Annotated in this window: 9 protein-coding genes; all 9 read left to right on the forward strand. The window is 72.3% G+C overall.

The features are described from left to right. Window positions 1-1,221, forward strand: a complete 1,221-nt coding sequence (locus SSNG_RS26855) for a TIGR02679 family protein (RefSeq protein ID WP_128637549.1) — start codon at window positions 1-3, stop codon at window positions 1,219-1,221. A 982-nt stretch (window positions 1,222-2,203) separates the two neighbouring features. Beyond that, window positions 2,204-5,167, forward strand: coding sequence for a BTAD domain-containing putative transcriptional regulator (locus SSNG_RS26860; RefSeq protein ID WP_007267070.1), 2,964 nt, complete (start codon window positions 2,204-2,206; stop codon window positions 5,165-5,167). 77 nt (window positions 5,168-5,244) lie between these two features. Continuing rightward, window positions 5,245-6,279, forward strand: coding sequence for a 2,3-diaminopropionate biosynthesis protein SbnB (gene sbnB / locus SSNG_RS26865; protein WP_042802000.1), 1,035 nt, complete (start codon window positions 5,245-5,247; stop codon window positions 6,277-6,279). Window positions 6,280-6,339: 60 nt separating this feature from the next. Next, entirely contained in the window at window positions 6,340-6,861 is a 522-nt protein-coding gene (locus tag SSNG_RS44110; RefSeq protein WP_007267072.1) for an anthranilate synthase I, read from the forward strand. Beyond that, on the forward strand, window positions 6,804-7,880 hold the full coding sequence (locus SSNG_RS26870) for an anthranilate synthase component I family protein (RefSeq protein ID WP_007267073.1): 1,077 nt from the start codon (window positions 6,804-6,806) through the stop codon (window positions 7,878-7,880). Before SSNG_RS44110 ends, SSNG_RS26870 begins: the two co-directional genes overlap by 58 nt. Continuing rightward, window positions 7,877-8,473 (forward strand): aminodeoxychorismate/anthranilate synthase component II, encoded by a 597-nt coding sequence (locus SSNG_RS26875; protein WP_007267074.1) that lies wholly within the window; start codon window positions 7,877-7,879, stop codon window positions 8,471-8,473. Before SSNG_RS26870 ends, SSNG_RS26875 begins: the two co-directional genes overlap by 4 nt. Before the next feature lie 35 nt (window positions 8,474-8,508). Continuing rightward, window positions 8,509-9,828: a 3-deoxy-7-phosphoheptulonate synthase class II gene (locus SSNG_RS26880; RefSeq protein ID WP_241695266.1), complete on the forward strand. Its 1,320-nt coding sequence runs from the start codon at window positions 8,509-8,511 to the stop codon at window positions 9,826-9,828. Between the two features lie 262 nt (window positions 9,829-10,090). Further along, a complete protein-coding gene (locus tag SSNG_RS26885; RefSeq protein ID WP_007267076.1) occupies window positions 10,091-10,297 on the forward strand; it encodes a hypothetical protein in 207 nt (68 codons plus the stop codon). A 36-nt stretch (window positions 10,298-10,333) separates the two neighbouring features. Continuing rightward, window positions 10,334-11,305 (forward strand): anthranilate phosphoribosyltransferase (trpD, locus tag SSNG_RS26890; protein WP_007267077.1); only part of this gene is annotated, 972 nt, incomplete at its 3' end.

Raw genomic sequence — 11,305 nt, forward strand, 5'->3', positions numbered from 1 at the left:
GTGGACGAAGCACGCCTGCGCCGCCTGCTCGGCGGCGCCGACCTGGCCTGGCTCGTGGAGCGGGCACGCCGACGGCTGGAGCGCGGGCAGCCACTCACCGGGGCGGTCTCGCTGGCCATGCCGAGCCCGGCCGAGCGGGCGGCGGCCGAGAGACTGCTGGGCAGGACACCCGGTGCCGGCAAGGCGCTGACAGTGCGGCTCGACGCCGTGGACGCCGTACTGGTCAGATCGGGCATCAGCCCGGAGGGCCTGGAGGCGGCCGTATCGGTCCTCGCCGGGCGGGTCGTCCCTCATGACGAGGTCCGCCGGAGCGAGGAACGGGCATGGACGGAGGCGTACGCGCCTCTCGCCGGGCTGGGCGAAGACCTTCCGGCCTATGCTGCTTGGGCCGTACGAGTGCGTGACGACGGCCTCGTGCGCCGCCTCGCCCGTACTCCCTCCGCCGCCCGTTCGCTGGTGGAGCAGACCGTCCGCGTCCTGAGGGAGCTGCCCGTCGCACCACCACGATCGCTTGCGGTGTTCGCCGCGGACACCTTGGGGAGCGCCCATGCCCTCGACGACGGCACGCCGGTGGCCACCCTCGCCCTCGCCGGAGTCCGCGCTCTGACCGGCCACCCCGATGGAGCGGGATCCGCCTGGCGACGGGCCGCCTGGGCTTCCGCAGGCCTGCTCCGGGACGACGTCTCCTCGACGGTGCTCACCCTGAACCTCCGCGGGACGCCGGCCCTGGACTGGATGGCCGAGATGGGCGAGCCGAGCGTACTCACCCTCCGACAGCTCGCCCACCGTCCACTGCGGACGGCACCGCCCGTGGTCCACATCTGTGAGAACCCTGCGGTCCTTGCTGCTGCGGCGGACAACCACGGAACGAACGCCCGGCCGCTGGTCTGCGTCCAAGGCCAGCCGTCGGCAGCAGCTCTGACCCTTCTCACCCGTCTGCATGAGCTCGGTGCCGCTTTCCGCTACCACGGCGACTTCGACTGGGGCGGCCTACGCATCGCCACGACGCTGTCGGGGCACGTGCCCTGGCGGCCCTGGCGCTACACCGCCGACGACTACCGTGCGGCGGTAGCGGCGGCCGGACCTGTCCTGCGCCCGTTGGACGGGAAGCCGGCGCAGTCGCCATGGGACCCGGGCCTGGCGCTCGCTCTTGCCGAGCACGCCCTGCGCGTTGAGGAGGAGGCGGTTCTGGGGCTGCTGCTGAGCGACCTCGCGGGGTAGAGACGGCCACGACACTCTTGGGTTCCGCGACTTCGCTGGTTGTTCGTGCCCGTTCGCCGTCTTCGTTGTCCGCTCGGCCCGTTCTCACCGCGTGACGTCTTCGTCGGGCCGAGTGCCGCCTTTTGGGAACGTGCCGTTGCCGCTGAATGCACCGGCCTCAGGACGGGAGGGAAGCCCCCCCGGTTGCCCAGGGCCTCTGCTGCGCCCGCCGCGGCCAGGTCGACGCGCGACTCCCGCGTGGTGAACTGGGCTTACCAGGCCGGCGGCCCGCCCCGGGTGATGCCGCCTCCGGTGGCCATCGCCTCGATGAGGCCGACACCCGCCAGCAGCGTTGCGGCGTACCGCCTCCCGGATCGCGTCCGCATGCATCATGGGCCCGAAACTGCCACAGGCCGCTTCAAGGCCTCGTCAACCCGGTGGGCGGGCCGGGGGGCCTCGAACTGGCGGGCGGCCGGATCGGGTTCTCCGGGGAGGGAGTGGCAGGGGTGGGTGGCCGATAGAGGGCGGCGGGGGGTGGGGGGCGCGCGTCGGCTGTGTGAAATCCGGGGGTTCGGGGGGCGCTCATGCCTGGGGTCGGCGGTTGGATGGGTGCGAAGAGCGCCACCTCGGGCTTGACCGGATCGGGAGCGGATCCGTCCTCGCGGAGTGGGCCCGGCCAGCCCGGACGACTTCGGAGGCTGCTGGGGGGTGGCTTCGGGGTGGGTTTGGGGAGGCGTGAAGGGGACCTTCCTGTTCCCTGGGTTTGGCTGGATGTGGACCTCGTGGCTGCTCCTTGAGTGCCGGTAGTGTTTCGATCGATTCCAGCCATTCGCGAGATGATCGATCAGCTTTCGGTCATGGTGTCCCACCAGCCGCAAAGCTTGGGTCTCGACCCTTTTCTGTCAGCGGCAGACAGGTAGGGTGATCGCGCTGCCGGGCCCGGTGGCGACGGGGGGAGACACAGTTGGGCGAGCCACTCAGATTCGGAATTCTCGGACCACTCATGGTCACCGTAGGGGAACGGACCGTTCAGGTCGGCGGTGCCCGGCAACGTACGATTCTGGCCCTTCTGCTCCTGAGTCCGGGGCGAATCGTTCCGGTTGACACCCTCGTGGACGTGGTCTGGAACGGTCGCCCCCCAGCCACCGCGCGCACCCAGGTCGCCATCGTCATCGCGGCCCTGCGCAAGGCCATCAAGAGCGAGGGGGTGGTCGAGGAGGTCATCGCCACCGCGCACCCCGGCTACCTGCTGCGCCCCGACGGGCACGTGCTCGACACCGTCACCTTCAGCGGGCTCGTCGCCGAGGCCGAGGAGGCCGTGCGCGCGCACCGCCCCGCGGACGCGGCGCGCTGCTACGGCGAGGCGCTCGCGCTCTGGCGGGGGCCCGCGCTCGCCGGAGTCACCGGGCAGCTCGTCGAGGACGAGGCCGCCCGGTGGGAAGAGGTCCGCATCAACGCCTACGAGGCGATGACGGGCGTGCAGCTGGAGCTGGGCCGGCACCAGCTGCTGCTGCCCGAACTGGCCGCCGCCGTACGGGAACACCCGCTGCGGGAGCGCACCCGGTACCACCTGATCCTCGCCCAGTACCGCTCGGGCCGGCGGGCCGAGGCGATGGAGAGCTTCCGGGAGGCGCGGCGCCAGTTCATCGACGAGCTCGGCATGGACCCCGGCCCCGAGCTGCAAGAGCTGCACGACGCGATCCTGCGCGATGATCCGTCCCTGGCCTTCGAGCCGCCGGTGGGGCCGGTGGAAGGGGGGGAAGGGCCCGCCGACGCATTAGCGGCACGCGGGCGCGTCGTGCCGTCCGAACTGCCGCCCGACGTACCCGGATTCGCGGGGCGCGAAGCCGAACTCGCGGCGCTCGACAGCCTGGTGGAGGGCCAGGGCGGGGACAGCCGGGCGTCCACCGTCGGGCTGATCACCGGTGTCGCGGGGGTGGGCAAGACCGGTCTCGCGGTGCGCTGGGCCCACCGTGTTACCGAACAGTACCCCGACGGGCGGCTCTTCGCGGACCTCCGCGGCTATGACGAGCACCACGCCCCGACCACCGCCGGGGACATACTCAGCCGCTTCCTGCGCTCGCTCGGCGTGGACAGCGACGACGTGCCCAACGGCCTGGAGGACCGCATCGCGCTGTACCGCAGCGTGCTCACGGAGCGCAGGGTGCTGATCGTGCTGGACAACGTACGCACCTTCGCGCAGATCCGGCCCCTGCTCCCGGGCAGCGGCGGCTCCACCGTGCTCGTCACCAGCCGGGAGCAGCTGGAGCAGCTGGTGACCTGGCCGCAGCGGGGACGGGTGCACCTGGGCGTGCTCCCCGAGGCGGACGCGGTCGAGCTGCTCGGCCGGATCGTCGGCGAGGCCCGCATCCAGGCCGCCCCCGCGGACTCGGCCCGCCTGGCCGAGCTGTGCGACCGGCTGCCGCTGGCGCTGCGCATCGCGGCGGCCCGGCTGGCGTCCAAGCCGCACTGGACGGTGCGCCACCTGGTGACCCGGCTCAACGACGGGCGGCGCCGGCTGGACGAGCTCAGCCAGGGCGAGTCCCAGGTCCGGGCCAGCTTCGAGCTGAGCTACCGCTACCTGCACAAGGACGCGGCCCGGCTCTACCGGCTCCTCGGGCTGCTCGGCGTACCCGACTTCACCACGTGGGTGGGTGCCGCGCTGCTGGACGGGGGTGTCATGGACGCGGAGCGGCTGATAGAGCACCTGGTGGACGCGCAGTTCCTGGAGGTCGTCGGCGTCGACGCCACCGGACAGCTGCGCTACCGCTTCCAGAACCTGATGCGGCTGTACGCGGAGGAGCTGGCGCGGGAGGAGGAGAGCGAGGAGGAGCGGCTGGATGCCTGTGACCGGGTGTTCCGGACCGCCCTGACCATTGCGGAGGAGGCGCACCGGCGCGAAAGGGGTGGGGACGGCATCCTGGACTGCGGGGCCCCGCGCCGGGAGATCGACTCGGTGCTGTTGGAAGAGCTGCTGGTGGCGCCGCTGGAGTGGTTCGAGGCCGAACGGCTCTCCCTGGTCGCCGTCGTCGAGCAGACGTCCGGCCTGGGCATGGACGACCTGGCGTGGGGCCTCGTCATCGCCATGGAGGTGCTCTTCTCGTCGCGCAACTACCTCGAGGACTGGCGGCGTTGCAGCGAACACGCCCTCGACGCGGCGCGCGGTGCCGGCAACCTGCGTGGACAGGCGGCCATGGAGCGCAAGCTCGGCCTGGTCGAGCTGAGGCTGCGCAGGCTGGCCGAATCGACCGCGCGGCAGGAGACCGCGCTCGCGCTCTACACGGAGGCCGGGGACTCGCTGGGGCGGGCGCTGGTGTTGAGCGGCCTCGCGTTCATCGACCGGATCCGCGGAGAGCTCGACCAGGGCATGGAGCGGTTGCGGGAGGCACTGCCCGTGTTCAGGGAGGCGGGCGACCGGTACTCCGAGGCGTACGCGCTCCAGAACATGGCCCAGTTCGCCCTCGACCAGGGGCAGCCGGAAGCCGCCGTCGAGCTCAGCCGCGAGGCGCTGCGGGTGTGCGAGGGCGGCAAGGGCGACCGGCACGGCCTGGCGCTGGCCACACACCGCCTCGCCAGCGCCCACCTCGCACTCGGGCAGCTGGAGGAGGCCGAGGGCGAGTTCGCCCGGGTCGTGGAGATCGTGCGGGAGAGGTCGGACCTGCTCGGCCTCGCCCACGCGCTCCTCGGGCTCGCGGAGACACGGTTCCAGGCCGGGGCCTCCGAGGCGGCCGAGCGGACCTTCCTGGAAGCCCTGGACGCGGCCCGGCGGACCCGGAGCCCGATGATCGAAGGGCAGATCAGGCTCGCACTGGGACGCGCCTACGGCGAGAGGGGGGACGGCGACGCGGGCAGGGGGCACCTCACCGAGTCGCTCGCCATCTTCCAGCGCATCGGTTCCCCGCCCTGGGAGGAGAAGGCCGCGGCCGCGTTGCGACGACTGGGGGAGGGATCCGGACAGCGCACGTAACCGGTCAATAACCCGGCGATAAAGCGGCTCCCTAGCGTCATCGCAGACGAGAAAACTGCCGAGCTGTGGAGTCTGCGATGTCACGTACGACCGGCGCGCCCTCTTTCGCCGTGATCCCCGGGGCCCAGGTGCACGAAGTCCTGGACGGCCGTGCGCCCGAAGTGGTCGGATTGATCGAATCCGCTTATCGGGTGCACGGCGAGGGCGGGACGGTCAATCCGCCCTCCTATTTCCTGCGATTTCCCGACCGGCCCACCTCGCGGATCATCGCGCTGCCGGCGTCGATCGGCGGACCGGCCCCGGTCGACGGAGTGAAGTGGATTTCCAGCTTCCCCGAAAACGTGGCGGCCGGAATTCCGCGCGCCTCCGCCGTACTGATACTCAACGACCCCGCGACCGGTTATCCCCTCGCCTGCCTCGAATCCTCGATCATCAGCGCGGCCCGCACCGCCGCCTCCGCGGCGCTGGCGGCCGACCGGCTCAGCCCGGCGGGCCGCCGGCCGCGCCGGATCGGGTTCTTCGGCGTCGGCCTGATCGCCCGCTTCGTCCACCAGTACCTGGCGGGCACCGGCTGGGAGTTCGACGAGATCGGCGTGCACGACCTGTCCGCCGAGCACGCCGGCGGCTTCGCCGAGTACCTCGCCCGCTCCGGCGAGCAGGGCCCGGTCACCGTCCACGACAGCGCGGAGAAGCTGATCCGCGGCAGCGACCTGGTGGTCTTCGCGACCGTCGCCGGCACCCCGCACGTCACCGAGCCCGACTGGTTCGGCCACAACCCGCTCGTGCTGCACGTCTCGCTGCGCGACCTGTCGCCCGAGGTGATCCTCTCCGGCTTCAACGTCGTCGACGACATCGAGCACTGCCTGAAGGCCGACACCTCCCCCCACCTGGCCGAACAGCTCACCGGCAGCCGTGACTTCGTCGACGGGACGCTGTACGACGTGCTCTCCGGGCAGCTGTCCGTGCCCGAGGACAAGCCCGTCCTCTTCTCGCCCTTCGGGCTGGGCGTCCTCGACCTCGCGGTCGGCCGGCACGTCTACGACACCCTGCGCGAGCGCGGCGAACTCGCCGTCGTCGGGGACTTCTTCCACGAAATGCGCCGCTACGGCTGAGCCCCCCGCGCACACCCGGCCGCTCCGAACGGCCCCGAGCCATCCGAGGAAAGTGATCCAGTGACCACACTGCTCGACACCGCCACTCGGGCGCCGGCCGCACACGGCCGGCGCCCCCTCCCCGTCCGCGTCGAGGAGACCGTCCTCGAACCGCACCCCCCGATCGAGCTGTACGAGGCCCTGCGGGCGCGGTTCGGGGAGGACGTCTTCCTCCTGGAGTCCCTGGAGAGCCCCGAGTTCGACGGGAACTCCGCCGTCGTCGGCTTCGGCCGCCTCGCCGAGCTGCGCATCCGCGCCGGGCGGATCTCCGCCGCGGGCGTGGCGCCCGTACTGGCCGAGCTGTCCCGGGTCGCCGACGGGCTGGGGCTGGCCGCGGGCCCCGGGGGCGACCGGATCTTCGAACGCCCCGGGCAGGTCTGGGACGTGCTGCGGGCCGTCCAGGCCCGCTTCGACGTCGACAGCGCCCGCCCCGACTACGCCTTCGGCTTCCTCGCCACCATCGGCTACGGCGCTTTTCTTTTTATATGGAGGAGCTGCCCGTCCGGGAACACGCCGACGGGGGCGCCCCCGACCTGGTCCTGACCCTGTTCCAGGACACCGTCTGGTACGACCTGGACGCCGGCACGGCCGTCCGGCTGGCGGCCCGGAGCGAGGACTTCGGACCCGACGGCGGCCCCGCCGCCCGTACCGACCTGGCCGGCATCGTCGAGCGGCTCACCGCCGGGATGACCGAGCCCGCCGGCCGCGTCCCGGCCGCCCCCGCCCCGCGCGCCGTCCGCGACAGCACCGACGAGGAGTCCTTCCGCGCCAACGTGGAGCGCTGCCTGCGGCACATCGGCGTCGGCGACATCTACCAGATCCAGATAGGCCACCGCATCGAGGTCGACACCGACCTCACCCCGCTCGACGTCTACCGGCGGCTGCGCGGACGCAACCCGTCCCCGTACATGTACCTCGTCCCGCGCGACGGGTCCACGCTCATCGGCGCCAGCCCCGAGGTGCTCTTCCGCACCGAGGGCGACCGCATCGTGATGCGCCCCATCGCCGGCACCACCCCCCGCAGCGGCGACCCCGCCGTGGACGGCCCGCGCGTGGAGGCCCTGCTCGCCAGCGAGAAGGAGCAGGCCGAGCACGTGATGCTGGTCGACCTGTGCCGCAACGACATCGGCCGGGTCTGCCTGCCCACCACCCTCGACGCCCCCCAGCTGATGGCGGTCGAGACCTTCAGCCACGTCTTCCACCTGGTCTCCACCGTCGAGGGCAGCCTCGCCCCCGGCGAGGACACCTGGTCCTCGCTGGCCGCGACCTTCCCCGCCGGGACGGTCACCGGCGCCCCCAAGATCCGCGCCATGGAGATCATCTCCGAACTGGAGTCCGAATCCCGCGACATGTACGCCGGCGCCGTCGGCCTCGTCGACGTGCGCGGCTGGTCCCGCCTGGCCCTGTGCATCCGCACGGTCACCCACGACGGAACGGCCTACTCCACCCAGAGCTGCGCCGGCATCGTCGCCGACTCCTCGCCCGCCGCCGAGTGGCGCGAGACCCTGCACAAGATGGGAGCGGCCTACTGGGCGCTCACCGGTGAGGAGCTGCTCCCGTGAAGGTCCTGCTCGTCGACGCCTACGACAGCTTCACCCACATCATCGACCAGTACCTGCGCACCCTGGGCGCCGACACCGAGGTCGTCCGCTCCCGCACCGAGAGCCCCGACGAGCTCGCCGCGCGGCTGCCGGACGCCGTGGTCCTGGGCCCCGGCCCGGGCCACCCCGCCGAGTCGGGCCACGTCGAGCTGGTGCACCGGTTCGCCGGACGGGTCCCCCTGCTGGGCATCTGCCTGGGCCATCAGGCCATCGGCCTGGCCTACGGGGGCCGCGTCCGGGTCGCCGACCGGCTCAAGCACGGCAAGACCAGCGAGGTCGCCCACGACGGGGCCGGGGTCTTCGCCGGGCTCGGCGAGACCATGACGGCGACCCGCTACCACTCCCTCATCGTCGCCGAACCCCTGCCGCAGGAGCTGCTCGCCACCGCGCACGCCGTCGACGACGGCTACGTGATGGGCCTGCGCCACCGCACCCTCGCGGTCGAAGGGGTGCAGTTCCACCCCGAGTCCATCACCACCGTCGGCGGCATGCCGCTGCTGCGGAACTTCCTCACCGGCGCACGGACCCGGCCGGCCGGCACCCTCGCCGGATGACGCAGGAGCCTCGAAGGAGCGATCTCGTGGAGCACGTGGATTCCTGGCGGGCCCGGCCCGCCGCACAACAGCCCGAATGGCCCGACCCCGCCGCCCTGGCCGAGGTACGGGAACGCCTGCGGGAGGCCGTCCCGCTCGTGGTCGCCGCCGAGTGCGAGCAGCTCAAGTACCGGCTCGGCGCCGTCGCCCGCGGCGAGGCCTTCCTGCTCCAGGGCGGGGACTGCGCCGAGACCTTCGCGGACGTCCGCGAGGACTCGGTGCGGCGCAAGGTGCAGACCCTGCTGCAGATGGCGCTCGTCCTCCAGTACGCCGCCTCCGTGCCGGTCGTCAAGATCGGCCGGATGGCGGGCCAGTACGCCAAGCCCCGCTCCAAGCCCACCGAGACCCGCGGCGGGCTGACCCTGCCGGCCTACCGGGGCGACGCCGTCAACGGCTTCCCCTTCGAGGCGGCCGAGCGCACCCCCGACCCCGGCCGGCTGCTGCGGATGCACCAGGCCGCCTCCGGCACGATCAACCTCGTCCGGGCCTTCACCACCGGCGGCTACGCCGACCTGCGCCAGGCGCACGCCTGGAACCAGGACTTCGTGGCCCGCTCGCCCGTCGGCGAGCGCTACGCGGCGCTCGCCACCCAGATCGACCAGGCACTCAACTTCATGCGCGCCTGCGGGGCCGACGAACGCATCCAGCACGCCGTGGAGTTCTACGTCAGCCACGAGGGCCTGCTCCTGGAGTACGAGGAACCGCTGGTGCGCGAGGACCCGGCGACCGGCCGGCGCTACGCGACCAGCGGGCACATGCTGTGGATCGGTGAGCGCACCCGGGACCTGGACGGCGCCCACGTGGAGTTCTTCTCGCGGATCGCCAACCCGGTCGCGGTCAAGCTCGGCCCGACGACGGGCTCCGACACCGTCCTGCGGCTGATCGACCGGCTCGACCCCGAGCGCGAGCCCGGCCGGCTCACCTTCGTCGTCCGGATGGGCGCCGGGCAGGTGCGCGACCGGCTGCCGGAGCTGGTGGAGAAGGCGGCCGCGGAGGGTGCGCCGGTGGCCTGGGTGAGCGATCCCATGCACGGCAACACCTTCGAGGCACCGTCGGGCCTCAAGACCCGCCGCTTCGACGACATCGTCGACGAGGTGAAGGGCTTCTTCGAGGTCCACCGCGAGCTCGGGACGCATCCCGGGGGCGTGCACCTGGAATTCACCGGGGGCGACGTCACGGAATGCGTGGGAGGCGGCGAGGAGGTGAGCCTGGACGGGCTGAGCGAACGCTATGAGTCCACTTGTGACCCCCGGCTCAACCGCACCCAGTCGCTGGATCTCGCATTCCTGGTCGCCGAGATGTACCGGGAACGCTGAATTCCGCTTTTCGTCCTTATCGTGAGGCGTCCGCGACGGCCTTCCGATGAGCCCTCAAGCGGCCCGCAAGTGGGGGTCAAGAGGGGTCCCCAACCCTGGTTATCGCCTTAAGGACCCCTCCTGACCTGCGGGTATATCGCCCTTATCGAAATGGCAGAGCCCCCGAAGGTCGAGCGATATCAGCTCGAAGCCGCCCCTTCCTAGTGTTCTTCTCACCGGAACAAAGCGAAGCTCAAGCGGAACTCGACGGGGGAGAACAGAGATGCAGAACACGTGGCGCACCCAGGTCAAGCGCATCACCATCGCGATCATCGCGGCGGCGGCGATAGCCGGCGGGGTGCAGATCGTCAACGAGGGACCCGTGGCCGGCGGCAGCAGCGTGACGGCGGACGCCTCCACCCCTCAGGCCCCGTCCGCGGCGCCGACGCCGTCGCCGACCAACTCCAAGGACATCGACGAGTGGGGCTGAGCCGTCACACCCCGACCATCACCGAGGGAGACCCAAGTGACCACCGCCAGACCAGAACCCGGCCGCGAAGCGCGGAGCTGGCCCGACCTGCTGGACACCCTGCTCGCCGGCCGTGACCTGGCCCCCGCCGACACGGCCTGGGCCATGGACCGGGTGATGAGCGGCGAGGCCACCGACGCCCAGCTCGCCGGCTTCCTGGTCGCCCTGCGCGGCAAGGGGGAGACGGTCGGCGAACTGGAGGGCCTGGTACGGGCCATGCTCCACCACGCGGTACCCCTCGACGTCCCCGGCGCCACGGTCGACGTGGTCGGCACGGGCGGCGACGGGGCCCGGACCGTCAACATCTCGACCATGTCCGCGATCGTCGCGGCCGGCGCCGGCGCCCGGGTCGTCAAGCACGGCAACCGGGCGTCGAGTTCCGCCTCGGGCTCGGCGGACGTGCTGGAGGCCCTGGGCGTGCGGCTGCGCCTGGAGCCGGCGCGGGTGGCAGCCCTCGTGGAGGAGGCGGGGATCACCTTCTGCTTCGCCCCGGACTTCCACCCGTCCATGCGGCACGCCGCCGCGGTCCGCAGGCAGCTGGGGATCCCGACCGTCTTCAACGCGCTGGGGCCGCTGACCAACCCGGCCCGCCCGACCGCCCAGGCGGTCGGCGTGGCGGACGCGCGGCTGCTCCCGCTGATCGCCGGGGTCCTGGCCCGCCGGGGCGGCAGCGCCCTGGTGTTCCGCGGGGACGACGGCCTCGACGAGCTCAGCGTCACCACCACCTCCACCGTGCTCAGCGTCGAGGGGGGAAGGGTCCGGGAGGAATCCTTCGACCCCCGCGACGCGGGCATCGCGCCCGCCCCCGTGGACGCGCTGCGCGGCGGGGACGCCGCGCACAACGCACAGGTGGCCCGGCGGCTGTTCGCCGGCGGGGAGCGGGGTCCGGTACGCGACGCGGTGCTGCTCTCGGCCGCCGCCGCGCTGGCCGCCGCCGAGCCGTCCCGGGGCCGCACGGTCACCGAGCGG

The sequence above is a fragment of the Streptomyces sp. C genome, assembly GCF_000158895.1.
GTDB lineage: Bacteria > Actinomycetota > Actinomycetes > Streptomycetales > Streptomycetaceae > Streptomyces > Streptomyces racemochromogenes.

Excerpts from the sequence above, each read along its gene's own strand:
- SSNG_RS26860 (WP_007267070.1), top strand. The coding sequence starts at position 2,204 with ATGGTCACCGTAGGGGAACGGACCGTTCAGGTCGGCGGTGCCCGGCAA.
- sbnB (WP_042802000.1), top strand. The coding sequence starts at position 5,245 with ATGTCACGTACGACCGGCGCGCCCTCTTTCGCCGTGATCCCCGGGGCC.
- SSNG_RS26870 (WP_007267073.1), top strand. The coding sequence starts at position 6,804 with ATGGAGGAGCTGCCCGTCCGGGAACACGCCGACGGGGGCGCCCCCGAC.
- SSNG_RS26885 (WP_007267076.1), top strand. The coding sequence starts at position 10,091 with ATGCAGAACACGTGGCGCACCCAGGTCAAGCGCATCACCATCGCGATC.